The 25,714-nt window shown below is 36.7% G+C and carries 23 protein-coding genes; 21 read left to right on the plus strand and 2 right to left on the minus strand.

Annotated features, from left to right (window positions below):
• Positions 1-96: 96 nt before the first annotated feature.
• From dnaG to radC, 21 genes are all read left to right on the plus strand, one after another.
• Positions 97-1,908: a DNA primase gene (dnaG, locus tag QRD39_RS02210; RefSeq protein WP_143568018.1), complete on the plus strand. Its 1,812-nt coding sequence runs from the start codon at positions 97-99 to the stop codon at positions 1,906-1,908.
• A gap of 3 nt (positions 1,909-1,911) precedes the next feature.
• Positions 1,912-3,021 (plus strand): RNA polymerase sigma factor RpoD, encoded by a 1,110-nt coding sequence (rpoD, locus tag QRD39_RS02215; protein WP_008535195.1) that lies wholly within the window; start codon positions 1,912-1,914, stop codon positions 3,019-3,021.
• A 54-nt stretch (positions 3,022-3,075) separates the two neighbouring features.
• Complete coding sequence (locus QRD39_RS02220) at positions 3,076-3,411, plus strand: metal-sulfur cluster assembly factor (protein WP_008535193.1); 336 nt, start codon at positions 3,076-3,078, stop codon at positions 3,409-3,411.
• 10 nt (positions 3,412-3,421) lie between these two features.
• Positions 3,422-4,348: a glycosyltransferase family 2 protein gene (locus QRD39_RS02225; RefSeq protein WP_285955510.1), complete on the plus strand. Its 927-nt coding sequence runs from the start codon at positions 3,422-3,424 to the stop codon at positions 4,346-4,348.
• 2 nt (positions 4,349-4,350) lie between these two features.
• Positions 4,351-5,826: a glucosyltransferase domain-containing protein gene (locus tag QRD39_RS02230; RefSeq protein WP_285955511.1), complete on the plus strand. Its 1,476-nt coding sequence runs from the start codon at positions 4,351-4,353 to the stop codon at positions 5,824-5,826.
• 48 nt (positions 5,827-5,874) lie between these two features.
• Positions 5,875-6,762 carry a dTDP-4-dehydrorhamnose reductase gene (rfbD, locus tag QRD39_RS02235; RefSeq protein ID WP_285955512.1) on the plus strand — a complete coding sequence of 296 codons (888 nt, stop codon included), beginning with the start codon at positions 5,875-5,877 and terminating at the stop codon, positions 6,760-6,762.
• 118 nt (positions 6,763-6,880) lie between these two features.
• Positions 6,881-8,134, plus strand: a complete 1,254-nt coding sequence (locus QRD39_RS02240; RefSeq protein WP_285955513.1) for an MATE family efflux transporter — start codon at positions 6,881-6,883, stop codon at positions 8,132-8,134.
• Position 8,135: 1 nt separating this feature from the next.
• Positions 8,136-9,116 (plus strand): glycosyltransferase family 2 protein, encoded by a 981-nt coding sequence (locus QRD39_RS02245; protein WP_285955514.1) that lies wholly within the window; start codon positions 8,136-8,138, stop codon positions 9,114-9,116.
• A 32-nt stretch (positions 9,117-9,148) separates the two neighbouring features.
• On the plus strand, positions 9,149-10,117 hold the full coding sequence (locus QRD39_RS02250; RefSeq protein WP_285955515.1) for a glycosyltransferase family 2 protein: 969 nt from the start codon (positions 9,149-9,151) through the stop codon (positions 10,115-10,117).
• A complete protein-coding gene (locus QRD39_RS02255) occupies positions 10,118-10,834 on the plus strand; it encodes a glycosyltransferase family 2 protein (protein ID WP_205030435.1) in 717 nt (238 codons plus the stop codon).
• Positions 10,834-11,190, plus strand: coding sequence for a DUF2304 domain-containing protein (locus QRD39_RS02260; protein WP_285955516.1), 357 nt, complete (start codon positions 10,834-10,836; stop codon positions 11,188-11,190). The genes QRD39_RS02255 and QRD39_RS02260 overlap by 1 nt, the downstream gene beginning before the upstream one ends.
• On the plus strand, positions 11,180-11,956 hold the full coding sequence (locus QRD39_RS02265) for a glycosyltransferase family 2 protein (RefSeq protein WP_285955517.1): 777 nt from the start codon (positions 11,180-11,182) through the stop codon (positions 11,954-11,956). The genes QRD39_RS02260 and QRD39_RS02265 overlap by 11 nt, the downstream gene beginning before the upstream one ends.
• 210 nt (positions 11,957-12,166) lie before the next feature.
• Positions 12,167-15,118: a rhamnan synthesis F family protein gene (locus QRD39_RS02270; RefSeq protein WP_285955518.1), complete on the plus strand. Its 2,952-nt coding sequence runs from the start codon at positions 12,167-12,169 to the stop codon at positions 15,116-15,118.
• Complete coding sequence (locus QRD39_RS02275; RefSeq protein ID WP_285955519.1) at positions 15,105-16,412, plus strand: DUF2142 domain-containing protein; 1,308 nt, start codon at positions 15,105-15,107, stop codon at positions 16,410-16,412. Before QRD39_RS02270 ends, QRD39_RS02275 begins: the two co-directional genes overlap by 14 nt.
• Positions 16,413-16,415: 3 nt before the next feature.
• Positions 16,416-17,663 (plus strand): glycosyltransferase family 4 protein, encoded by a 1,248-nt coding sequence (locus tag QRD39_RS02280; protein ID WP_285955520.1) that lies wholly within the window; start codon positions 16,416-16,418, stop codon positions 17,661-17,663.
• Between the two features lie 166 nt (positions 17,664-17,829).
• On the plus strand, positions 17,830-18,978 hold the full coding sequence (cps2T, locus tag QRD39_RS02285) for a beta 1-4 rhamnosyltransferase Cps2T (protein WP_285955521.1): 1,149 nt from the start codon (positions 17,830-17,832) through the stop codon (positions 18,976-18,978).
• Positions 18,975-19,913 carry a glycosyltransferase family 2 protein gene (locus tag QRD39_RS02290; RefSeq protein ID WP_285955522.1) on the plus strand — a complete coding sequence of 313 codons (939 nt, stop codon included), beginning with the start codon at positions 18,975-18,977 and terminating at the stop codon, positions 19,911-19,913. The genes cps2T and QRD39_RS02290 overlap by 4 nt, the downstream gene beginning before the upstream one ends.
• A complete protein-coding gene (locus QRD39_RS02295) occupies positions 19,914-20,720 on the plus strand; it encodes an ABC transporter permease (protein ID WP_021146225.1) in 807 nt (268 codons plus the stop codon). It begins immediately after the preceding gene.
• The gene (locus tag QRD39_RS02300; protein ID WP_021146224.1) at positions 20,720-21,922 is read left to right on the plus strand and encodes an ABC transporter ATP-binding protein; all 1,203 of its coding nucleotides are present in this window, start codon (positions 20,720-20,722) and stop codon (positions 21,920-21,922) included. The genes QRD39_RS02295 and QRD39_RS02300 overlap by 1 nt, the downstream gene beginning before the upstream one ends.
• Positions 21,923-23,566, plus strand: coding sequence for a rhamnan synthesis F family protein (locus QRD39_RS02305; RefSeq protein WP_285955523.1), 1,644 nt, complete (start codon positions 21,923-21,925; stop codon positions 23,564-23,566).
• Positions 23,567-23,611: 45 nt separating this feature from the next.
• Positions 23,612-24,298, plus strand: a complete 687-nt coding sequence (radC, locus tag QRD39_RS02310; protein WP_008535178.1) for a RadC family protein — start codon at positions 23,612-23,614, stop codon at positions 24,296-24,298.
• A 59-nt stretch (positions 24,299-24,357) separates the two neighbouring features.
• Here radC and QRD39_RS02315 read toward each other — a convergent pair whose 3' ends face one another.
• A complete protein-coding gene (locus QRD39_RS02315) occupies positions 24,358-25,053 on the minus strand; it encodes a gamma-glutamyl-gamma-aminobutyrate hydrolase family protein (RefSeq protein WP_285955524.1) in 696 nt (231 codons plus the stop codon).
• Positions 25,046-25,705, minus strand: coding sequence for a redox-sensing transcriptional repressor Rex (locus QRD39_RS02320; protein WP_002889417.1), 660 nt, complete (start codon positions 25,703-25,705; stop codon positions 25,046-25,048). Before QRD39_RS02320 ends, QRD39_RS02315 begins: the two co-directional genes overlap by 8 nt.
• Positions 25,706-25,714: the final 9 nt, after the last annotated feature.

A 25,714-nucleotide genomic window follows, 5' to 3' on the forward strand; every position in this document is an offset into this window, starting at 1 on the left:
GGGATTTGCTCAGAAAAATCATTTTTATTTTACTTTCATTTTTCATCATGCTATAATTAAGGGTAATGCAATTATGGTAAGATAGGGGGCGAGTAGATGGCAATTGACAAAGCTTTAATAGAAGATATTAAGAGCAGCACCAATATCGTTGACGTGATTGGTGAAGTTGTCAGTCTAAATCGAGCAGGTCGAAATTACCTCGGACTTTGTCCCTTCCATAAGGAGAAAACCCCCTCTTTTAACGTTATTGAGGACAGGCAGTTTTACCATTGCTTTGGTTGTGGAAAGTCTGGGGATGTCTTTAAATTTTTAGAAGAATACCGTCAGATTTCTTTCCAAGAAAGTGTCAAGGTTCTGGCAGATCGCTTAGGTATCGCAGTTACGATAGATGCGCCAAGGCAAGCCCAACAGCAGCATTCTCCAAATCAAGCTTTTTATGATCTTCATGAGGATGCTCTTAAATTCTATCATGCCGTACTGATGACGACTAAGATAGGAGAGGCGGCGCGTGCTTATCTTTATGAGCGTGGCATGACTGACGATTTACTTAAGGCCTTTCAGATTGGTCTATCCCCTGACGAACCAGATTATCTCTATCAGTCTGTTTCCAAAAAATACGACGAAGAGGTGCTGACAGAATCAGGTCTTTTTAATCTTTCTGAAAGTAATCGTCTTTTCGATACCTTTAAAAATCGAATCATGTTTCCGCTCAAAAATGAATTCGGTAAGACAATAGGTTTTTCAGGTCGTGTTTGGACTAAGGAAGCTATTGAACAAGGGCAAGCTAAGTACAAAAATACCAGAGCTACTCGTATTTTCAATAAATCCTATGAACTCTACCACTTAGATCAGGCTAAGCCAGTGATTCAGAAGACTCATGAAGTCTATTTGATGGAGGGCTTCATGGATGTTATTGCTGCTTATAGGGCTGGGCAGGTTAATGCTGTAGCTTCTATGGGAACGGCTCTGACGCCTGAACATGTCAATCGTCTGCGCAAACTAACCAAGAAGATTGTTCTGACTTATGATGGTGATAAGGCTGGGCAAAATGCTATTGCTAAGTCTTTGGAGCTTTTGTCGGACTTTCAGGTCGATATTGTTAAAATACCAGACAATATGGATCCTGATGAGTACCTTCAAAAAACATCTGAAGAGGCTTTGGGCAAACTGTTGGTCGAGTCTCGTATCTCAGATGTGGAATTTTGGATTGGCCAACTTAAGCCTGCTAATGTAGATAATCTTCAAGCAGAGATTGCTTATGTTGAGCAGATTGCAAAGATTATTGCCAAGTCACCATCTGTGACGGCGCAAAATTCCTACATTTCTAAGGTGGCTGACTTACTGCCTGACTTTGACTTTTTCCAAGTTGAGCAAGCAGTTAACAACGAGCGCCTGGCCTTGAGAAATCAGCAGACGGCTCAATTATCGGCTGCCGGCAATAGTAGTTATGAGTCTTCTGCGTCAGGATTTAGAGGAACGGTTAAGCTACCATCTACGCCTAAGATTACAGGCCTCCGTCGGGCGGAAAATCAACTCTTCCATCGCATGCTTAATCATCCTATGATCTTGAATGATTACCGGATGCGGGATGATTTTTTCTTCCAGACAGCCGAGCTAGAGGAGCTTTATCAGGTTCTTAAGCAGGATGGCCAGATTGACACGGTAGCTTTGTCTGTGCTTCCTCAAGAGGTACAAACAGCCTATTATCAGGTTTTAGAGGAGATTTTGCCACCTGAAACCAGTTTAGAAGAAGTCCAGGCTATTGAAGAGCGTAGAAATCATTTTCTGAGGGAACTGGACTTTCGTAAGCAAAGTAAACAAATAAGAGAATCAAGTAACCATGGTGATGTGGATGCAGCGGTGGAAGCCCTGCAGATGCTTATCGCCCAAAAACGAGATATGGAGTAACACATGGCAAAGAAAAAACAAAATACAGCATTTAACGTTCAAGTCGCTGATTTCATTCGTAACCACAAAAAAGCGGGTACAGCAATTGATGATGAAGTCACAGAAAAACTGGTTATCCCATTTGTTCTTGATGCTGACGGTATTGATGACCTTTTGGAACGTTTGACAGACGGTGGTATCTCTATCACTGATAAGGATGGAAACCCTTCATCTAAATATGTTGTTGAAGCACCAAAACCAGAGGAATTGACAGACGAGGAGCTTCTTGGTTCAAACTCAGCTAAGGTCAATGACCCTGTTCGTATGTACCTCAAAGAAATTGGGGTAGTCCCTCTTTTGAGTAATGAAGAGGAAAAAGAATTGGCTATCGCTGTCGAAAATGGTGACTTGGAAGCTAAACAACGTTTGGCAGAAGCCAACCTTCGTTTGGTCGTCTCAATCGCTAAACGCTATGTGGGACGTGGTATGCAATTCTTGGACTTGATTCAAGAAGGTAACATGGGGCTTATGAAAGCCGTTGATAAATTTGATTACTCTAAAGGCTTCAAATTCTCAACTTATGCGACATGGTGGATCCGTCAAGCTATCACACGTGCCATCGCAGACCAAGCACGTACCATCCGTATCCCAGTTCACATGGTTGAAACCATCAATAAATTGGTCCGTGAGCAACGTAATCTTTTGCAAGAGTTGGGCCAAGACCCCACACCTGAACAAATTGCAGAGCGCATGGGTATGACACCAGATAAGGTCCGTGAAATCCTCAAGATTGCTCAAGAACCAGTCTCACTTGAAACACCTATTGGTGAAGAAGATGACAGTCATTTGGGTGACTTTATCGAAGATGAAGTTATTGAAAATCCAGTCGATTACACGACTCGTGTCGTTCTTCGTGAGCAATTGGATGAAGTCCTTGATACTTTGACAGACCGTGAAGAAAACGTTCTTCGTCTCCGTTTTGGTCTTGATGATGGGAAAATGCGTACTTTAGAAGATGTTGGTAAAGTCTTCAACGTTACTCGTGAACGTATTCGTCAGATTGAAGCGAAAGCCCTTCGTAAATTGCGCCATCCAAGCCGCAGTAAACAGCTTAAGGACTTTATTGAAGACTAAGAGAGTAAAATGGAGTAGGGCCTGATGTAGGGCCCTGATTTTGGAGGAAAAGCTATGTCTGAAGTGACCTATACTGAAGCAGAAATTGAAAAAATCAAAGACCGTATCTTGGAAGCCCTGGAAATGGTTATCGACCCAGAGCTAGGGATTGATATTGTTAACTTAGGCCTCATATACGACATCCGTTTTGAGCAGGATGGTTCCACTGAGATTGATATGACCTTGACAACGATAGGTTGTCCTTTGGCAGATCTTTTGACAGACCAAATTCATGATGCCATGAAAGAGGTGCCAGAAGTCACTAAGACTGAAGTGAAGTTGGTCTGGACGCCAGCTTGGTCTGTAGAAAAAATGAGCCGCTATGCCCGTATCGCTCTAGGTATTCGTTAGGAGAACGTTTATGAAAACACTGGCTATCGTTGTCCCCTGTTATAACGAAGAAGAGACTATTCATCCGTTTTTAGAAGCTTGTCAGGCTGTTGAAAAGCAGATAGCCAATCAACTAGCGTTTAACTATTACTTTGTGAATGATGGTTCTAAAGATAAAACTTTAGAGGTATTGAGACAGGTTTCAAAGCAATTTGAAAATGTTCACTATCTATCTTTCTCACGTAATTTTGGTAAGGAAGCTGGCTTGCTTGCAGGCCTTGAAGCAGCTCAGGGAGATTATGTGACAGTTATGGATGCTGACCTTCAGGATCCGCCTGAACTGCTTATTGAGATGTATGCCAAGATTCAAGAAGGTTATGATGTTGTTGGGACTCGTCGTGCTGACCGTAAGGGAGAGCCTCCGATTCGTTCCATTTTTGCCAAGACTTTCTATTGGCTAATTAACAAAGTTTCTGATACCGAGATGGTTGATGGCGCACGTGATTTTCGTTTGATGACTCGCCAGGTTGTTGATGCTATCCTAGAACTCAAAGAGGTTAATCGTTTTTCAAAGGGACTCTTTTCTTGGGTTGGTTTCGATGTGGCCTATGTCTCTTATGAAAATCGTGAACGTGTAGCTGGAGAAACCTCTTGGTCTTTCTGGAAACTATTGAATTACTCTTTAGATGGTTTTATCAACTTTTCAGAAGTTCCTTTGAAACTAGCTACATGGGCAGGAACCTTCTCATTCTTGATTTCTTTGGTTGGAATTGTTTTCGTCATTATCAGAAAGTTGACCATTGGTGGAAGCGTAGCTGGTTGGGCGAGTCTTGTCTCTATTATCCTCTTTATCGGAGGTATTCAGCTCTTAGCGCTTGGTATTATCGGTCACTACATTTCCAAGATTTTCTTAGAAACTAAGAAACGACCAGTGTATATAATTAAGGAGAAGGGTTGAAAATGATTGAAGAGTTTTTAGGAGTATTTAATAATTTAAAGAACTATATTAAGAAAAATAAATTTGTTTTATCTCTTATCTTAGGTTTTTACCTCTTGGTTAATATCAACATCAGTTTAGCAGAGTTCCCGTATATTGATGATATAGGTCGACAACTTTTGGGATATACTGGATTTTCTCAACACTATTCTAGATATTTGAGTGAAGTCTCAGCACGACTTATCCAGGGAGGGGCTCATTTAACTGATCCAGGTCTAACCACAAATATTATCTCAGCCTTTATATTAACGTTTGCAAGCACTATATTGTTGTTTGTATTGTTTCCATCGAAAAAGGTTACTCCTGTTTTAGCCTTAGCATCAACTATTATTGGAATAAATCCTTGGTTTTTAGAGCCTTTGAGCTTTAGGTTTGACAACCCATTTATGTCACTGAGTATCTTAGTGTCAATGTTTCCTTTTATCTTTTGGGAGTCTAGGAAACTATTTAGTTTATGTTCGGTTGTATGTATTTATCTCATGTGTAATTCATACCAAGCATCATCGGGAATTTATATTCTCATGACGCTAACACTTCTCTTTTTAGAAGTAGTCTACGGTGGTAAATTGAATATAAAGAGTTTAGTATGTTCAATTTTATCCTATGTTGGGGGTATGGTTTTATATAAAATACAAATTACTATCAAGCCACCGATTTTTGCTGACCAAGGAAGTATCCCAAGTTTATTACATCTTCCTAGTATTATGTTAGCGAATACTAAAGGCTACCTAAAAAATATATATCTTCAAAGTTCAAAAATTTGGATTCTACTATTTCTAATAGTTATAGTTTTATTGGTATTCAATATTATAAGTACTAGTAAGCAAAAGAAACTATTAACATTTGCTTTAACAATTGCTTGGCTTGTTTTGGGAAGTATTTTTAGTTACGGAAGTTACCTAATACTTTCGGAACAATTTTATCTATTGAGACCTAGGTATGAATACGGGTTGGGAATATTTTCTTCTATCGTTTTAGTAGTTGCTCTGGGAATAACCAATAGAAAACAATTTATTAATATTTTAAAATCAGTACTTTCAAGTTTAATTATTTTTTACTTCCTTGCTTTTTCATTTATTTATGTTAGCAACTTAAAGCAACAGAATAGTACATTCACAGTACAAAGCACTATGCTAGGGAACAGCTTGAATAAGTATTTAACTGATAAAAATAATGTGGTAAATATTAATCGTTTTGTTGCTAATTCACCTATTTATGAAAATGCAACTTCAGTTTATCCAATGATAAGTAGTTTGATAATGCCTAATACTAATGTTTCTTGGGATATGACAATGAGGTTTAATGCGATTACTAAATTAGATATTGACTTTAAACCCTTTGATGCGACTACCTTAAATTCAGAATATAAACAATTAGAAACGACCAAATTGTACGATATTTATAGGAAAGATAATCAACTTTTTGTCGTGATGAAGTGATTAAAATTTATTATACGAGAGCAGATTTTTTCTGCTTTTTTTGTTAAAATGAAACTAATATTATTTAATTACAAGGAGAAAAATATGATTCTAGTAACAGGTGCAAATGGCCAACTCGGAACTGAACTTCGTCACCTTCTTGACGAACGCAACGAAGAATATGTAGCAGTAGACGTAGCTGAGATGGACATTACAAATGCTGAGAAAGTAGACGAAGTGTTCGCAGAAGTGAAGCCAAGTTTGGTCTACCACTGTGCAGCCTACACTGCAGTGGATGCCGCTGAAGATGAAGGCAAAGAACTTGACTATGCTATTAATGTGACAGGAACTGAAAATGTCGCTAAAGCTTCAGAAAAGTATGGTGCAACGCTTGTTTATATTTCAACAGACTACGTTTTTGATGGTGAAAAACCAGTTGGACAAGAATGGGAAGTTGATGACAAACCAGATCCACAGACAGAATATGGTCGTACAAAACGCATGGGTGAAGAACTTGTTGAAAAACATGTTTCTAACTTCTACATCATTCGTACTGCGTGGGTATTCGGTAACTATGGTAAGAACTTTGTCTTCACTATGCAAAATCTTGCTAAGACTCACAAGACACTTACAGTCGTTAATGACCAACATGGTCGTCCAACTTGGACACGTACTTTGGCAGAGTTTATGACCTATTTAGCTGAGAACCGTAAGGAATATGGTTATTATCACTTGTCTAACGATGCGGCTGAAGATACAACTTGGTATGACTTTGCGGTTGAAATCCTCAAAGACACTGATGTTGAGGTGAAACCTGTAGATTCAAGCCAATTCCCAGCTAAAGCTAAACGTCCACTTAACTCAACAATGAGCTTGGCAAAAGCTAAGGCTACCGGATTTGTCATTCCAACATGGCAAGATGCTTTGAAAGAGTTTTACAAACAGGAAGTGAAATAAACTCAAATATTTTTTGATTTCAAAAGAGAGAACAGGTGTAATAATGCTGTTCTCTCTTTTTTCATTGAGAATATGATATAATTAGTGGAATATATGTGTCGAAAGAGAGTGAAAATAGTTGAAAAAAGTATCTGCCCAAAAGGTTTTCTTTTGGAATATTTTAGGAAGTATGTCTTCAGCAGCTGTTTCTGTTATACTTCTTTTTATTGTTACACGCGCCTTGAATAGTGTCTCGGCAGATATTTATAGTTTTGCCTATGCGATTGCAAACCTATTTGTTATTGTTGCTAGTTTTCAAGTCAGAGACTTTCAAGCAACAGATATAAGAGAAAAGTATTCTTTTGATACCTATTTTGTTACTAGGATCATTTCTAATATTGCAATGGTTCTTCTTTTAGTGGCTTATCTAATCTTTAATCCAAACACGCATTCGAATGTTGGAATCATATTTTGGGTCTCTTTCTTCCGAGTTAGTGAAGCTTTATCAGATGTTTTTCAAGGATTGTTTCAGCAGCAGGAACGTTTGGATATTGCTGGGAAGTCTCTTTTCCTGAGAAATACTATCTCAACAATTGTATTTGCTTTAACTTTAGTTATCTCTAAAAATCTATTGTGGTCAGTGATTGCACAAACAATCAGTTCATTCGTATTTATCGCTCTATTTGACTATCCTAATTCAAAAGTTTTCCATAGATTGAATCCTTTAAGTGTTAAGCCTGGTAATATCATTAGTGTATTGAAAGATTGTTTGCCTTTATTTATTAATGCTTTTTTGCTGGTTTCAATTTATAACCAACCTAAATATGCATTGAATGATATTTTTAACCAAGGACTAATTGGTAACGGTGTTCAGAGGGATTTTAGTATTTTATTCACACCCATTTTTGCCATGAATCTGATGATTGTGTTTCTAAGACCAATGATTACCCAACTTGCAGTTTTCTTGGAAGAAAAGAAGATTTCGCATTTTATAACTTACAAGAATAATCTCTTCAAGATTCTACTTGGTACGTGTACCTTCATTTTTCTTGTTGGTGCTTTTATAGCGATTCCAGTACTGGATATTGTATATGGAACTCATCTAAAACAGTACCAAACTAGTTTTGTAGTTTTGTTATTAGGTGGGATTGCAAGTACCTTTTCAACAGTATGTGATAATATCTTGACGATATTTAGAAAGCAGCATTTTTTAGTGATTTCATTTGTCGTAGGTTACACTGTATCACTCTTAACGGCTAAGCCTTTAGTTTCTAAATTTGAGATTTTTGGGGCATCCCTATCATTTCTTTGTGCGATGATAGCATGGTTACTGACATCTCTAGTAATTTATTTTATAACGAATCCATATACAATTTTTAGGAAGAAAAATTAAAATGAAATTTTCAATTGTGGTAGCTGCTTATAACGTGGCAGAGTATTTAGAAGAATGTGTAGATAGTCTTGCAAATCAAAATTTCCCTAATTCTGAATATGAAGTTGTTATTGTTGATGATGGTTCTACAGATGGTCAAACTGGAAATCTTTGCGATCAATTAACCTCTAAATATGAAGTTGTTAGAACTATTCATCAAGAAAATGGTGGCTTATCTTCAGCAAGAAATACTGGTATCAAAGAATCTAAGGGAGATTATTTATTATTTGTTGATGGGGACGACTTTTGGAGTAATCCAGAATTTCTTCATACACTATCGGAAAATATTGAAAACTATCGAAGTGATGTCATCGTATTTTCTTATAATAAATATCACGGATTAGATGATAGTGTTAAAGTTAGTTTCGATTTTATTCCTAATCAAGGTGATATCAATGATGAATTGGCTGAATTAGTTAAAAATGAAGTTTTAACTGCACCAGCGTGGAATAAATGTGTGAGGAGAAATCTGTTTAAACAAGGTTTGGATTTTCCTATTGGCTTTTTATCTGAGGATTGTTTATATTGCGCAGACCTATTAAAATTAATATCTTCTTATTCGATTTTGAATGTAGACTGTTATCAATATAGACAGAATCGCTTAGGAAGTATTACTAATATCATTAAGGAGCAAAATGTAATTGATATTTTAAAGAGCATTGAAATTGGTTTAACTGACATTGACAAATTGAGTTCTAATGTTAAGGATGCATTGAATATTTATTTTGCGATTTCTTATATTTCAATCCTACCTTTTGTTAATCAATATTCTAGTCATCCTGAGATTCAACGTTTACTTAGAGATTATAAATTTCTTCTTAAATTTTCAAATGAAATAAAAAATAAATCCTTTAAATACACTGGATTACTAACTAGATTATTTGGAGTGAATTTATCAATTAAGATATTCCCACACCTAATGAAATTATATAAAAAGTTTTAATGTGTAACAGTAAAATAATTAGAAAGTATCATATGTCTAATCCAATCGTTTCCGTAGTTATACCTGTATATAATGCTCAAGAGGGTATTAAACAGTGCTTAGATTCACTCTTAAACCAAACATTTAAAGATTATGAGATTATTCTTTTGAATGATGGATCTACAGATAACACCTTAGAAGTTATAAAAAGTTATGCTTCTAAAAATGACTGTATCAGGGTTATTGATAAGGAAAACGAGGGAGTTGCTAAAACTAGAAATAAAGGCATACACCTCGCTAAGGGTGAGTATATCGTCTTTATTGATAATGATGACTTTGTTGATTCTGATTATTTAGAGCGTTTTTATAATGCAATAGATCAAGAACAACTAGATATTGTTCTTGGTGGCTATAAGCGTGTTAATCAGGACTTGAAGACACTTTTCAAGCAAGACCTCACACAGTCTGAATGGTCTAAATATATTATAGTTGCACCTTGGGCACGTATCTATCGAACTTCATTTTTAATCGATAATGAGATTGAGTTTTTTGATTATCCAATTGGTGAGGATGTTATTTTTACGTTATCAGCTTACAATTTAACGGAAAAGATAAAAATAATTGATTATAATGGCTACAATTGGTATTTTAACGAGAAAAGTATTTCAAATACATCACAAAGAGGGTTTAATCCGAATATAGATATTGTGTACTTCTTGAGCCATCTACTTCAAGTTGCTGGTGATTCAAAATATATTCGTTATTTTATCAAACGCTACTATATTTGGTATTTACTTTTTTCTGGGAGAGCAGCTTCTAGCTCATCATTTATGGATCAATATAGAAAAATTAAGCAGTGGATTTCTAAAGAAAATATTGATTCAAGTTTAACCCCCTTATCATCGGAAATAACAGGAGAACGAATGCAAACCGTTGTTTCGGTATTGACTTTTAGAACCTTCGAGCGTTTGAGACTTGTCTCACTGTTTTCAAAATTATACTGTAAAGGAAAGGAGAAGTAGTTGAGAGTTTTAATGATTATTCCTGCCTACAATGAGGAGGAAAGCATTTTCGACACGGTAACAAGTATCTTGAATTACCGCAAGAAAGTTGATTTTGAGTTGGACTATGTTGTGATCAATGATGGATCAACGGATAAGACAAAAGAAATTTTGAAAGAGAATCATTTTAATGCTGTTAATCTTGTCATGAATCTTGGAATTGGTGGTGCGGTTCAAACAGGTTACAAATATGCACTGGAGCATGACTATGATGTAGCTGTTCAATTTGATGGTGATGGACAGCATGATATTGAGTCTCTATCAGAACTGCTTGAGCCAATTCGAAAAAATGAAGCAGATTTAGTTATTGGTTCTCGTTTTGTTGGTGATGTTAAGTCGGAATTTCAAACGACGTTTATGCGACGTTTTGGAATTAGTGTGATTTCTAATCTCATCAAATGGACGACAGGCCAAAGAGTTTTAGATACGACATCGGGCTATCGTTTGGCTGATAAAGCTATTATCAAACAATTCGCTAAACGTTATCCAATCAAGTATCCAGAACCTGAGACTATTGTTCATATTTTGAAACGTAAATATCGAGTTGTTGAACAACCAGCAAATATGTTTGAACGTACTGGAGGTGTTTCTTCCATAACGCCAATTAAATCTATTCGTTATATGCTTGAAGTGTGTTCATCTATTGTTATTGCAGCATTTATGAGGGAGAGTGAATAATGTCAGTTTTATCTATAGTGATGTTGATAGCTTCAATCTTTTTCCTTTATCTAGTCATTAGAAATATCAATAAAAATAATATTTTATTTGAGCAAGCCTTCATGTGGATTGTCATCAGTCTGGTAATGATTGTTATTTCCATTTTTGATGTTATTCCGGTTTATTTTGCAGGATTACTTGGATTTGAACTGACTTCGAATTTTTTGCTGTCACTTGCTATCTTTTTCTTGCTGGTCATCGCTTTTTTGCAAACATTGACTGTGTCTAAGCAAAAGGAGCAGATTAAGCACTTAGTTCAAGAATTATCTATTCTAAAAAGTCATGTAGAAGAGAAAGAGGAAAAGAATGAAGGATAATCATACTTGGGTAATTTGTGCTTATGGAGAAAGTGATTATCTAGAAGCTTGTATTCAATCTTTGAAAAATCAAACTCTTAAATCACAAATCATCTGTTATAGTTCAACGCCCTTAGATTCGATTAAGGAACTTTGCCAGCGTTATGCTATCCCATTTTATACTAAACAAGGTGGAGGAATTGGTAAGGATTGGAACAATGCTATGTCTTTTGTAGAGACTAAATATGCTACAATAGCTCATCAAGATGACTACTATGAGCCAGAATACACTGATAAAGTATTGGGCAAAATGGAAAGGAATTCTGATGTTTTAATCGGATATTCTGATTATTTTGAAGAAAAAAATGGTCTTAAGATTCCTGCCAATACAAATCTTAAGATCAAAACCTTGATGCTCAAAACCTTGAATCTTTTTCCAGCTAGTCATTTTTGGCGCAATCGTGTGATGGCTTTTGGAAATCCTATTTGTTGTCCGGCTGTCACTTATAATCTTGAAAAGTTGAAGAATTTCTATTTTGATGAGGAGATGAAGGTTAGCCTTGACTGGTATGCTTGGTATAAGATTAGCGAGTTCAAGGGACGTTTTATCTATGTAGCAGATAAGCTTATGTGTCACCGAATTCATGAAGAGTCTGAGACTTCTAGGACTATTGCTGATAATACTCGTAGTAAAGAAGATTTGTATATGTACCAACTCTTTTGGCCAAAGTGGATAGCTAAGGGGCTAATGAAACAATATGTGAAGAGTCAGAAGACAAATGGCTAACGAGCTAATATTAAGATAATGAAATGCAGATTCGCTCTGCTTTTTTTGTTTCTCAATAGCAAGAGGACTTTTTCTTTTTTGTTTAAACTATAGTATAATTGAGGTAGTATGCACCTTCAAAGATTGGTTATCACCGTAATCTTTGAAGCTAGTAATGTTAGTAGTTATCAAGTACTAATTGATATTTTGTTAAACAAAATGGATGGAAAAATGAATAATTTAATCTCAGTGGTTGTTACCTGTTATAATCACGAAAAGTATATTGAGCAATGCTTGCGAAGTATTTTTAATCAGACTTATCGAAATATCGAATTAATCGTTTTGGATGATGGTTCGACGGATAGTTCAGCTAAAATTATCCAAGAGGTTTTGAAAGATTCACCTTTTGAGACAAGCTTTGAATCTCATGAAAATCTAGGTGTTGTAAAGAATCGGAATATGGGGCTTGGTCTAATCAAAGGAGACTATTTGCTGTTTGTAGATAGCGATAACTACCTGGATATGGATTATATTGAGCAGTTGCATAGCAAATTGATTGAAACAAATGCTGATATTGCATATTGTGATCTTTTTAATCCTGAAAAAGAGGAGTACTATCTTAAAAGTCGTGAATTTGATCTAACAGATTTTCTAAATGCTAGTTTCATCGATAACTGTTCTTTGATTCGTAGAAGTATTATTGGGGATGCTCGTTATGATGAGAAGTTAAATCGTAAAAAGCTTGAAGATTATGACTTTTTATTGAATCTCATTATTAATAATGGAGCTAAAGCAGTATATCAACCAAATACTAAGCTTAACTATCGTGTTTTTGAAACGGGATCCATTTCTGGGCGTGACTCTGTTCGCTATCATTATGAAGTATATCTTGAGATTTTGGAGAAATATCTTGATAAACTTCCTCATGAAATCTATCGTGCTGTTTGTGGCAATCTCATGGTTTTAGAAGAACGCTTAGATAAATTGCTGAAACATCATAATAAAGTAACTGACTATGTTCACCAATTGAAAAAAGAGCGTGATCAGCTTGAACGAAGAAAATATACGCAGTCTAAACAACTGAAAGACGCTCATGAAGAAATGGAGCTTATCCGAGGTTCGCTGTCATATCGTTTAGGTAACGCCCTTATCACTCCTATCAAGACAGCTGGAGTAATTGCAAAGAATCCAAAAGCTATTAAAAATTATTTGAGAGCTTTAAAAGTCAAAGCTGTACAACTGCGTCGTCATGTGACACCACTTAAGGTTCGTCAGTTACGTCGTCTTAGAAATAGTCAACGTTCAGCCCTGTCATTTACTGGTAAAAGAGCTCTAGTCTATGTCATTTTCGAATCTGAAAATCGTTTGCAAGAATACAAATTACGATTTTTACAGGCCTTATCCCCGTTAATGGATGATGTCATTGTTGTTGTAAACGGTCAGCTTCATGTTGATGATGTCAATAAACTTGAACCTTATGGACAAGTTTTGACCCGTGACAATAAGGGATATGACACAGCAGCCTTTAGAGAGGGTATCTTTGCTTTTGGTAAAGATAAGCTTAAAGATTACGATCAACTGTTCTTGGTCAATGATACCAATATTGGACCAATGAGAGATTTGTCTCAGCTTTGTCAAGAGATGACTGATAGGCATCTTGATTTCTGGGGGATTTCATTTGGAGAAGAGCAAGAAGATGTTACTAAGGAGAACCCATACGGCTATATTCCTAAGCATCTTCAATCTTATTTCTTGGTTATTGAAAAGCTCATGTTAAATGATGATGCTTTTTATGAATATTGGACACATTTGACAGACACAGATTCTCGTGACAAGGCTATTGGACGACATGAGACACGTTTTACCAAGTATTTTGCTGATTTAGGTTATCGTTTTGATGCTGTCGTGCAAGAATACGAAGACTCTGCCATGTATATCCACCCACTTAAGATGCTCAAAGCAGGTAGTCCTTTGGTGAAATACACGGCTCTGAAAAATTATGATGAAGACCAATTCTTGTGGCAAGGTCTTGAGCGTGAATCAGAAATCCCTGATTTGCTAGAGTATGTTGCTGAGAAAACAGATTACCCCGTTTCAATCTTGCAAGATATTGTCAATAAATTCAAGGCTGTTCCTCGGGAACAATATATTTTACTGATTGATGGTGTTGAAAATATTATTCCACAGTGTACTCGCTACCGTGTCTTGAATAAGGCGGAGCAATTGCGTAAGCATGGCTTTGAAGTTAAGGTTGTTAACCTATCAGATTTACAACTGTCAATGGCTCAAAATGCTAGTCATATTATTATCTATCGTTCTCCAATTTCGCCTGAGCTTCTGCGTCTCTGCCATTTGGCTAAAGAATATGGAAAACCTGTTTTCTTTGATATAGATGATTTGGTATTTGATACGGTTTACACGGACCAATTGAGTTACACACAAGGTCTTGATCCGGTTGAAAAAGGAAATTATGATGCCGGAGTTCGTAATTACGGTTATATGTTAGAGAACTGTGATGGTGCCATTACTTCAACTAACCAGTTGCAAGAGGAGTTGAAGAAGTATCAAAGCAAGGTTTTGCTTAATCGTAATCTAGCCTCTGATGAGTTAATCTCTATCAGTAGTCAATTTATTAAGGACTATTCTCAAGTATCAGACATTGTTAAGATTGGTTATTTCTCTGGTTCAATTAGTCATAATGAGAATTTTGAATTGATTAAACCAGCTATTAAGCAACTGCTTACAAAATATAGTAATGTTCAATTACATATTGTCGGAATTCTTGATATTCCAAAAGATATGAAGCTCTTTGAAAATCAAATTGTCACTCACGATTATGTGGACTGGGATAAACTGCCTGCCTTGATTAGCGAGGTTGATATTAACCTGGCACCGCTTGTGGATTCTATCTTTAATCGTGCCAAATCTGAGATTAAGTGGATTGAAGCTGCTTTGGTAAAAGTGCCAACAGTAGCGAGCAAGATAGGAGCTTTTTCGGATGTGGTTATTGATGGTGAAACAGGTCTGTTAGCTACTGATGATCAGTGGTTTGACAAGCTAGAGGCTTTAGTTTTATCTCCAGATTTAAGACAAAAGTTAGCTGAATCAGCTTACCGAGAGGTCCTTGGAAATTGTACCTTAAGCAAGAAAGATGAAATGGTGACTTATTTTGAACAGAATTAAACAGATAAAAGTTGAAAATTTATTTTTCATATTAGCAACGATTTTTATTTTCTCATTTATGTTTGTATTTCCGATTAATCGTGTGCCAGATGAGACAAATCATGCACGCATGACATGGGAAACTTTACATAAACCAACTGAGAAATCTTTTAAGTGGATGAACGAGATTCCAAGTAATGATAAGGTTAAACTGGCAGAATATAAACAGATTTTTGCTCAAAAAATTGATATGAGTAAGGAACCTTTTCATTTTGGTGTGAGTTTGAAATCAATCTCATTTATTCCACAGTTGATAGGGATGACGATTGGAAGCTGGATTAGTCCTACAGTTGGTATGATCATTTATATGGGCCGTATTTTTAATGCATTGGCTTATATTCTAGGAATTTACTTTTTAATACGTTATTTCAAGTATGGAAAGACAGCCCTAATGTTTATATCGCTTTTACCTATTATGGTTCAACAGGCTTCATCTCTTTCTTATGATGTGATGAACTACTTGGAAGTGATGTTGGCTCTTGGTTTTATCACCAATCTTGCCTATTCTAAACGTTTTACCAATCGTAATCTTATTCAAGTGATAGGTCTTGCGATTTTGCTTTTAGCGACTAAACCAAATAACATTCTAGTGTTGGGATTAATACCATTTGTACCGTTTAAGTTTGAAGGTGCCCTTGCCTTCCTAAATCGTCCAATGCAAGCAGTCAAGGCCTTTATTTCGAAATTTAAAGGAGTCTTCTATCTTCTCTTTATTTTGGGTGTTGTTGCGGTTCTTCAATTTTTGATGAAGAATCAGGGTGGTCTTCACCATTATGGAGACGTCTTGCGTAATACACTTTTCAATCCTGAGTTGAATGATAATTTGAATGGTATCTTGTCCCTTGGAATGTTTGGCTACCTTGGGAATCTTACCTTGCAAATGCCACTTTGGTTAATTTTCATTGACATTATGGTTTTGACTCTGTTATTTCTCTCAAGCAAGAAGGATTTCTTTACCAAAGATTTCGCAAATGCATCATGGATTCTCTTCTTATTAGAGATTTTAGCTGCAATTACAGTGATGTATATCCAGTGGACACCTCTTGTTCTTGGTAAGGGAGCTAATATATCAGTTGGTTCTCAAGGACGTTATTTTACGCCATTTATCATTCTTTTATTACCTCTAGTAGCTAATATGGCTAATATCGATTTATCTCGACATAAACGATTGAAAATAGCAACAGTGACTTTAGTAGCTAATTTCCTAGTTGCTATGTATTTGATTCTTTTCCATTACTGGGGGGTATTTGCATAATTTATGACTAAGACAATTTTATTTATTTCACCGACAGGGACTCTGGATAATGGTGCTGAAATTTCTATCGTCAATTTGATGAAATTTCTAGTAGACGAAGGTTATCGTGTCTTGAATGTTTTTCCGGATTATAAAGTGCCATCTCAAGAAGAATATCGAACAGCATTGCAGAATGCAGGAATTGAAACCTATGGTCTTACAGCAGTCAAATGGTGGTGGGAAGAAGCACCAGGTGGCTCACCAGGTAATCATTTTATGCGAGTGACCTCCTACAATAAGAATATTAAAGATATTCGAAATATTATCGTAGATAACAAGGTAGACCTTGTCATCAGTAATACGGTAAATGTTTTTCAAGGCGCACTTGCTGCGGCTTTTGAGAATGTCAAACATTTTTGGTTAATCCATGAATTTCCTGAGGGAGAATTTGGTTACTATAAGGGAAAACTGGACTTTATAGATAAATTCTCAGATGACATTTTTGCTGTTACGGGCGCTTTAACAGAAGATTTGGAAAAGTATTTTCCTAACAGAAAGATTTATTCCTTTGCCCCATATACTCAAATGGATCCAAAAGAAGAGATTAAAACAGACTCAAATTTCCATAATCGTATCATTTCAGTTGGTCGTTTGACTCAGAGAAAAAATCAGCTTGAGTTGATTAAGGCCTTTCAATTACTTAATCTAGAAGGAACTGAGCTTGTATTTTTAGGGGCATGGGATGAGGACTATAAACAAATTTGTGATGATTATATTGCAGAACATCATCTGAAGTCTATTTCCTTTTTAGGACATGTAGACGATCCTTGGTCTATGATTACTGATAAGGATTTAGCAGTTTTTCCATCTAGTATGGAGACGTTTGGTCTTGTTTACGTTGAGTCTGTTTTAAATGGCATTCCAACAATTTTATCTGATAATGCAGGACACAGATCTGCCTTTGAATATATGAATGAGCAAGGTCATATATACCATTTGGGTGATTTAGAAGCATTAACAAGAATCATTTCAGATACCCTTGCTCAATTTAATAAAGAGAAACGTGAAGCAGTACAAGCTGTTCCTAGTTTGAAAGAGAGATACTCTCTTGAGAGTGTTTACGCTAATATTACTGAAAAGCTTGAGGATAATGAATTGCATCATAAAAAAGTCAATAAGTCTGACATAGATTTTCTAAATACTAAAAAAGCTCTAACAAAGAGTGTCAAATCTGCTATAAAGAAATTATTTCAGCTTAAGAAAATAAATTAAGATAGAATATAGTTTTCCATGTCTATGGATAGAGAGGCCGTTTTTTGACGGCCTTTTTGTTTTACTCTTTCTGTTCAGTCATGCAAAATACCTTCCAAAATGGTATAATAAAAGCTACTATGTATGATTCTGTGTATTTTAGAGACGTGGCGAATGGAGGTAAACTTTGAAGGATATTTTTATCATAGGTAGTCGTGGTTTACCCGCTCAGTACGGTGGCTTCGAGACATTTGTTGAGAAATTGGTCTCGCATAAGGTATCGCCTAGAATACGTTATCATGTGGCTTGCTTATCGGATGAACGTACAGGCAAGCATTTTGATTATAAGGGAGCGGATTGTTTTACAGTTAATCCTCCCAAACTAGGTCCTGCGCGTGTTATAGCTTATGATATGATGGCTATCAATTATAGTTTGAAGTTTATTAAAAAAGAGGGAATTCAGGAACCGATTTTTTATATTTTAGGAAATACTATAGGTGCCTTCATCGCCTATTTCTCAAAGAAAATTCAGTCTATTGGTGGAGTTCTTTTAGTCAATCCTGACGGTTTAGAATGGAAGCGTGCTAAGTGGTCTAAACCTGTTCAAAGTTATCTCAAATACTCTGAAAAAGAAATGACAAAGTATGCAGACCTCATTATTTCTGATAATCGAGGTATTGAGACTTATATTCATAATACCTATCCGTGGTCTAATACAACTTTTATTGCTTATGGAACGGATTTATCAAAGACGACCTTGACTGCTGAGGATGACTCTGTTCGAGATTGGTATCAAAAATGGCAAACTCAAGAAAAAGAATATTATTTGATATTAGGGCGTTTTGTTCCAGAAAACAACTATGAAACGGCGATTCGAGAGTTTATGAAGTCCTCTACAGAACGTGATCTTGTTATTATCTGTAATCATGAAGGTAATCCTTACTTTGATGAACTAAGACGGATAACAGGATTTGATAAAGATAAACGTGTGAAATTTGTGGGAACTGTCTATGATCAGGATTTGCTTAAGTATATCCGAAACCAGGCTTTTGCTTATATTCATGGACATGAAGTAGGTGGAACGAATCCAGGTTTATTAGAAGCTCTGGCTCAAACGAATCTCAACCTTATCTTTAACGTAGACTTTAACCATCAGGTTGCTCAAGAGACTGCCTTGTATTGGAACAAAGAGGATGGAAATCTGTCGGGTTTGATTGATTCTGTAGATGGTCAAGTGTCATTTGAAGACTTGGGAAATGCTGCTAAAGCAAATATGAAAGAAAATTACACCTGGGAAAAAATCGTGGGTGAATACGAGGAGCTATTTTTATCATGAAAGTAACTATTCTCATGTCTACTTATAATGGCGAGAACTTTTTAGCAGAGCAAATAGAGAGTATTCAGCAACAGACTTATACTGATTGGACCTTATTAATTCGTGATGATGGTTCTAAGGATAAAACGAGAGATATTATCAAACGTTTTTCTTTGGAAGATGACCGCATTGTCTTTATCAATCCAGATCAAACTGAGAATTTAGGCGTTATAAAGAGTTTCTTTACACTTTTAAAATACCAAGAATCCGACTTTTATTTTTTCTCTGACCAGGATGATATCTGGCTTCCTGAAAAATTATACGTTCAACTTGATGAAGCTAATCGCTATCCATCTGATAAACCTCTTCTGGTCTATACTGATTTAAAAGTTGTGAATCAGGATTTAGAGGTTCTTCATGAGAGTATGATACGTACTCAGTCAGATCATGCTAACACCGAGTTGGTTCAAGAAATGACTGAAAACACTGTTACGGGTGGTGTCGCTATGATTAATCATGCTCTTGCTGAGTTATGGACTGGTAATGAGGTCCGTGAACTTCTAATGCATGATTGGTACTTAGGTTTGCTCGCTTCAGCATTTGGAAATCTAGTTTATGTTGATCAACCGACAGAACTTTACCGTCAGCATGCGGATAATGTTCTAGGAGCTAGAACGCTTCGTAAACGTATGCAGAATTGGATTCGACCTCAGACCTTATTCAATAAATACTGGAAGTTGATTAGGGCTAGTCAAAATCAGGCGGAAAATCTTCTTTCTTTGCCACTGGATGCTGAAAAGAAAGAGCTGGTTGAGAACTTTGTGACTATAATGGATCAAGGGTTAGGCGAGCGTTATCGTCGTTTGAAAACATATGGTTATCGTAAAAATAGAGCCTTTCACACCTTTGTATTTACGAGTTTGATTTTGACAAAATTCATGTATAAGGAGGACTAAATGGAATTCTTTAGTCAGAAAAATCGAGTTTTACTTAAGGAACTGATTAAAACAGATTTTAAATTACGTTATCAGGGTTCTTTTATTGGTTATCTTTGGTCTATTTTGAAACCGTTGATGATGTTTACAATTATGTATCTTGTCTTCGTTCGTTTTTTGAGATTTGATGACGGGACACCACACTATGCTGTAGGCTTACTTCTAGCCATGATTTTTTGGAGTTTCTTTACTGAGGCTACCAATATGGGAATGCTCTCTATTGTTTCACGAGGTGATCTCTTACGTAAACTAAACTTTCCGAAGCAAACAATTGTTATCTCATCTGTACTAGGAGCTGCAATTAACTTCTTGATTAACCTAGTGGTTGTTTTTGCATTTGCCTTAATTAATCAGGTTCCGATTGGTATTAATACCTTGGTCATTATTCCTCTTTTCATGGAGGTTCTCTTAATGGCCATGGGAGTTGCTTTTATCTTGTCGGCACTCTTTGTTAAATACCGTGATATTGGTCCTGTCTGGGAAGTTGTTCTTCAAGCAGGTATGTATGCGAGTCCGATTATCTATTCCATCACTTACCTTCTTCAAAGAAACCAGACGTTTGTTGCAAAGGTTATGATGCTGAATCCAATCGCTCAGATTTTACAGGATATGCGTCATTTTATCATTGACCCAGTTAACCCAAGAGGATGGGATATTATTAACAATAAATTGATTGCTTTTGTTCCTTATGCGATTCCTGTTGTGATTTTTATCATTGGTTTCCTTGTCTTTAATCGAAATGCTAAACGATTTGCGGAGATTCTATAATGTCAAATAATATTGCTGTAAAAGTAGATCATGTAAGTAAGTATTTTAAATTGCCAACTGAGGCGAGCCAGAGTCTAAGAACAACTCTTGTTAATCGCTTTAAAGGGATTAAAGGGTATACTGAGCAACATGTCTTGAAAGATATTTCTTTTGAAGTCGAAAAAGGTGATTTTTATGGAATTGTTGGACGTAATGGTTCAGGGAAATCAACGCTTCTAAAAATTATTTCTGAGATTTATGTTCCAGAAAAAGGTAAGGTTACCATTGATGGTAAGTTGGTATCTTTCATTGAGCTGGGGGTTGGATTTAACCCAGAATTGACTGGCCGTGAGAATGTCTACATGAATGGGGCTATGCTTGGTTTCTCAACAGAAGAAGTAGACGCCATGTATGATGACATTGTAGATTTCGCTGAACTTCATGACTTCATGAATCAAAAGTTGAAGAACTACTCAAGTGGTATGCAGGTTCGTCTTGCCTTTTCTGTAGCTATCAAGGCCCAAGGTGATATCCTCATCCTTGATGAAGTGTTGGCCGTGGGTGATGAGGCCTTTCAACGTAAATGTAATGATTATTTCATGGAACGTAAGCAATCTGGAAAGACAACTATCTTGGTGACCCATGACATGTCAGCGGTTAAAAAGTACTGTAATAAGGCAGTTCTGATTGAACATGGTCTAGTCAAAGTTGTTGGTGATCCTGATGAAGTTGCCAATCAATATAGCTTTGATAATGCTGCTGGTCAAAAAGTTTCAAATGATGATGTGGTGGTTGAAAATCCCAAAATCACTAATTTACAAGTTAAACTTTTGACTGAAAATATTATCAGTCCTGATCAAGATATTTCATTCGAGATTTCTTATGATGTGAATGAAGATATTGAGACCTATATTGCCTTTTCAATTACAGATATTGACCGTGGTATCTGGATTTATAATGACAATTCCTTGGACAATAAGACCAGTGGTTCAGGAAGAAAAACACTCACATATAAATGCAGTTTGGCTCATCTGAATGATATTAAGCTCAAGCTTCAAGTCTCTATAAGAGATAATGATGATCAGATGATTGCTTTTGCTGATTCAGCTAATTCACCAGTCATTCTTTTAAATCGAACAGATATTGAAGATGATGATAAGTCAGCAAAAGATTCTGCAACTGGTATGGTTCAGAGAAATGGAAAATGGGAGATTAAGGAATAAATGAAACGTCTCTTGTTGTATGTTCATTATAATAAGTACAACGAATTAAGTGGTCATGTGCTCTATCAATTAGAGCAGCTTAGACCACTTTTTTCTAAACTTATTGTGATTTCAAATAGTCAACTAACAGGGTCCGCATTACAAACTCTCAAAGATCTGGGTGTAGAGAAGGTATTACAAAGAGAAAATCTAGGCTTTGATTTTGCAGCTTGGAGAGATGGTATGGCTCATGTCGGTTTTGACCATTTAACGGATTTCGATTTAGTCACACTCATGAATGATACTTGCTTTGGTCCTCTATGGGATATGACTGACCTAGTTGAAGGCTTTGAAAAACACTCGAATGTTGACTTTTGGGGAATGACGAATTTTAGAAAAACCAAATATTTCGATGAGCATCTACAAAGTTATTTTATATCTTTCAAAAAGCATGTTGTTGCTTCAGATGCCTTTCAAAAATTTTGGACTTCTATAAAGACTTTTATCGACGTTCAAGATGTTATTGACAATTACGAAACTAAAGTTACTAGTGTTCTGGTTGAAGCAGGTTTTCATTATGATGCTGTCTTTAATACCATTGATGAAGAGGCAGAAGATTTAATTCACCCTGATTTTTCTTATTACAGACCAATAAGTACCCTTGAGCATAAGGTACCCTTTATTAAATTGAAAGCTTTTACAGGTGATGAGAAAAAAGGAAAACTACTTTTAGATTATCTTACTAACCGATCAACTTATCCGGTGGCACTAATCAAGTTGCATCTGAACCGTTATCATTCCCCTGATAGTTTGGTATTTTTAGATGATAAGATGGTTGATTCTAACTTTAACACAATTACAAGGTTCAATTGTCGTTTAGCTATTCATGTACACATTAGTGATGTAGAGAGACTAAAAGTATTTACGGACACAAGTTTGTCTGCTTTCTACTATTTTACCCTTTCAAGCCATATCGATAGAAATGAAGTTGAGGTTATCTTATTAAATTGTTTTGAGAAAGATAGATTCCAGCTTGTTTCTCAAACTTTTGAAAATCATTATCATGCTTTAGTATCTTTGTACTCTCAGCTTAGAGAGTATGACTTTGTTGGGCATTTCCACACATCAGACTTTGGAAATGAAGGTCGCCTTGTTGATGAAGCTACAAGACATGCTCTAGTGGATATGCTATTAGATGAAGAGAGACTAGTATCAATTTTTACACATTTTCCAGAGGTTGGTCTGGTGTTTGCTGATTTGTCTAAGGAACTTTATTGGACAGACTCAATCAGCACTTTAAACCATAATCAGGAACTTGACTTAAATAACCAATGTCTAAAAGCTACTAATAATTCACTCTATGTTTTCCAAGGCTCCATGTGGATGTCAAAAGATTTTTTGGGGAAAATTATACTAAAGGATAAACCCATTTTTTATCATTTTGATGAGAATATTCTGGATTATCTCTTTTATCGAAAAGTTTGGGATGAAGGAATCGATTATCGTATAATAACTTCTGAAGCAATATCTTATGCCGAACGATATAAGGTTCATCTTGCTGAGATGGAACAGATTCCGAAACCACTGACACTCAAGGATAAGTTTTCAGCCTATCAAAAGGCCTTTTTAAGAAAAATAGGTTTAAAAAAAACCTCAGTCGTTTAATTTCCCCCTCCCACTTACGAATAAGTAAGTAGGAGGTTTTTTCTTATGTATAGTATTGTAGCTGAGGAGTCGGGACTTTTGCCTCGTGAGCGTCTCTTGCAGAAGGGGGCGGAGGTTTTGTCAGATCAGGAGCTGTTGGCCATAGTGCTGCGGACGGGAACTAGGTCGGAGTCGGTCTTATCTATGGCTAGTCGTATTTTGAAAGGGATGACGAGTTTGGCGGATTTGTCTCGTTTGTCTTTAAATGAACTTCAGGCCATTCCTGGTATTGGGCGTGTGAAGTCTATCGAGTTGAAGGCTATGGTGGAGCTGTCTAAGCGGATTGAGAAGGCTGAGTTGGCTCGTTCTGAGCAGATTATGTCTAGTCAGCAGGTGGCCCGTCGTATGATGTTGGATATTGGGGACAAGCCTCAGGAGCATTTGGTGGCCATTTACCTGGATACGCAGAATCGTATCATTCAGCAAAAGACGGTGTTTATTGGTGGGGTGCGTCGTTCGATTGCAGAGCCTCGTGAGATTTTGCATTATGCTTGTCATCTGATGGCGACATCTTTAATAGTGGTTCACAATCACCCGTCTGGTGAGGCCTACCCTAGTCATAATGACATTGATTTTACGCAAAAGATAAAACGGTCTTGCAATGACTTGGGGATTTGTCTCCTTGATCATTTGATTGTAGGCAAATCCACCTATTATTCTTTCCGAGAGGAAAGAGAGGATTTTGAGCTCTAGTAAGAGTCCCGATAATATAGAAATACTATAAAAGCAACTGAGTGCAGTCTCAGTTGCTTTTATAGTTCGTTAACGACGTATTCAAAGAGTTTGAGGTCTTCTTCACGTTTGTCTAGGAGAAGCTCAGGATGCCATTGTACGCCTAAGAAGCGAAGGTTTGGCGTGTTTGACTCAACCGCTTCAACAGTGTTATCCTCAGGGTCACGCGCAATGACACGAAGGTCAGAGGCCAAGTGTTTGATGCTTTGATGGTGGAAAGAGTTAATAGAGGTTTCACGACCGTAAATTTCCGCCAACTTGCTGTGCTCTTCAATCACCATCTCGTGGTAAAGATAATCCGAAGGTTTGTCTTGCCAGTGGTGTTCGATATCTTGGTGGAGGCTACCACCAAGGGCAACATTCATGAGTTGGGTCCCACGACAGATTGAAAAGATTGGTTTCTTTTGTTTGGTAGCTTCTTCAATCAGTGCCATCTCAAAGAGGTCTCGCTCGAGGAAGAAGTCATTTTCACTGGCATGATTTTCTTCGTTGTAGAATTTAGGGTCAACGTTTTGTCCACCAATGAGGATGAGTTTATCAATCATGGAGATGTAGCTCTTGGCTTCCGAAGGATCAGAAACAGGTAGGAGGATTGCTAGGCCTCCGGCTCTTTGAACCCCTTCGACAAAGCCAGTTGGAGCATAGGACCACTTAATATCTTCATGGGCTGGGTTTGGCCTTACATTGGCTGTGATTCCGATAATAGGTTTAGTCATTACTTCTCCTTGATTTTTCTTCTTCTTTCATGAAATAGAGTAGGGTTTGTAGTTCACTAGTGAGGTCCACGTACTGGACAACCACATGGCGAGGAAGATTAAGGTTGACTGGAGAGAAGCAGAGGATGCCTTCAATGCCAGCTTCAACCAAAAGATCAGCCACTTCCTGTGCCTTGATAGATGGCACTGTCAGGATGGCTGTTTTGATGTCTTCTTGGGCAATCTTATCTTTGATTTGAGAAATTCCATAGATAGGGATATTGTCCTCAGTTTGAGTGCCTACCAATTCGTTATCGTCCGTGTCAAAAGCCATGACCAGCTGCATGCGGTTACGCTCTTGAAAACGATAGTGGAGGAGGGCACGTCCAATATTCCCAACCCCAACAAGGAGTACCTTGGTGGTTGAATTGTCGTTAAGGAGTTCAGCGAAAAATGTCATCAGCTTGTTCACGTCATAACCAAAGCCACGACGACCTAACTCACCAAAATAAGAGAAGTCCCGACGAACAGTAGCAGGGTCAATCCCGATAGCTTCAGCAATTTGCTTGGAGCTTGCTTTTTCAATATTTTCACGATGGAATCGTTTGAAAATACGATAGTAGAGAGAGAGACGTTTGGCGGTGGCGTTTGGGATGTTTTTCTCAAAAGTCATTGATCGCTT

It is taken from the genome of Streptococcus raffinosi (assembly GCF_030284685.1).
In the GTDB taxonomy this organism is placed as follows: domain Bacteria; phylum Bacillota; class Bacilli; order Lactobacillales; family Streptococcaceae; genus Streptococcus; species Streptococcus raffinosi.

What these genes read in the sequence shown, in the direction of transcription:
- QRD39_RS02265 (WP_285955517.1), top strand. Translation starts at nt 11,180, where the DNA reads ATGAAGGATAATCATACTTGGGTAATTTGTGCTTATGGAGAAAGTGAT.
- QRD39_RS02315 (WP_285955524.1), bottom strand. Translation starts at nt 25,053, where the DNA reads ATGACTAAACCTATTATCGGAATCACAGCCAATGTAAGGCCAAACCCA.
- QRD39_RS02320 (WP_002889417.1), bottom strand. Translation starts at nt 25,705, where the DNA reads ATGACTTTTGAGAAAAACATCCCAAACGCCACCGCCAAACGTCTCTCT.
- QRD39_RS02260 (WP_285955516.1), top strand. Translation starts at nt 10,834, where the DNA reads ATGTCAGTTTTATCTATAGTGATGTTGATAGCTTCAATCTTTTTCCTT.
- QRD39_RS02270 (WP_285955518.1), top strand. Translation starts at nt 12,167, where the DNA reads ATGAATAATTTAATCTCAGTGGTTGTTACCTGTTATAATCACGAAAAG.
- QRD39_RS02230 (WP_285955511.1), top strand. Translation starts at nt 4,351, where the DNA reads ATGATTGAAGAGTTTTTAGGAGTATTTAATAATTTAAAGAACTATATT.
- QRD39_RS02290 (WP_285955522.1), top strand. Translation starts at nt 18,975, where the DNA reads ATGAAAGTAACTATTCTCATGTCTACTTATAATGGCGAGAACTTTTTA.
- QRD39_RS02295 (WP_021146225.1), top strand. Translation starts at nt 19,914, where the DNA reads ATGGAATTCTTTAGTCAGAAAAATCGAGTTTTACTTAAGGAACTGATT.
- dnaG (WP_143568018.1), top strand. Translation starts at nt 97, where the DNA reads ATGGCAATTGACAAAGCTTTAATAGAAGATATTAAGAGCAGCACCAAT.
- radC (WP_008535178.1), top strand. Translation starts at nt 23,612, where the DNA reads ATGTATAGTATTGTAGCTGAGGAGTCGGGACTTTTGCCTCGTGAGCGT.
- QRD39_RS02300 (WP_021146224.1), top strand. Translation starts at nt 20,720, where the DNA reads ATGTCAAATAATATTGCTGTAAAAGTAGATCATGTAAGTAAGTATTTT.
- QRD39_RS02250 (WP_285955515.1), top strand. Translation starts at nt 9,149, where the DNA reads ATGTCTAATCCAATCGTTTCCGTAGTTATACCTGTATATAATGCTCAA.
- QRD39_RS02245 (WP_285955514.1), top strand. Translation starts at nt 8,136, where the DNA reads ATGAAATTTTCAATTGTGGTAGCTGCTTATAACGTGGCAGAGTATTTA.
- rfbD (WP_285955512.1), top strand. Translation starts at nt 5,875, where the DNA reads ATGAAACTAATATTATTTAATTACAAGGAGAAAAATATGATTCTAGTA.
- QRD39_RS02220 (WP_008535193.1), top strand. Translation starts at nt 3,076, where the DNA reads ATGTCTGAAGTGACCTATACTGAAGCAGAAATTGAAAAAATCAAAGAC.
- QRD39_RS02305 (WP_285955523.1), top strand. Translation starts at nt 21,923, where the DNA reads ATGAAACGTCTCTTGTTGTATGTTCATTATAATAAGTACAACGAATTA.
- QRD39_RS02225 (WP_285955510.1), top strand. Translation starts at nt 3,422, where the DNA reads ATGAAAACACTGGCTATCGTTGTCCCCTGTTATAACGAAGAAGAGACT.
- QRD39_RS02280 (WP_285955520.1), top strand. Translation starts at nt 16,416, where the DNA reads ATGACTAAGACAATTTTATTTATTTCACCGACAGGGACTCTGGATAAT.
- rpoD (WP_008535195.1), top strand. Translation starts at nt 1,912, where the DNA reads ATGGCAAAGAAAAAACAAAATACAGCATTTAACGTTCAAGTCGCTGAT.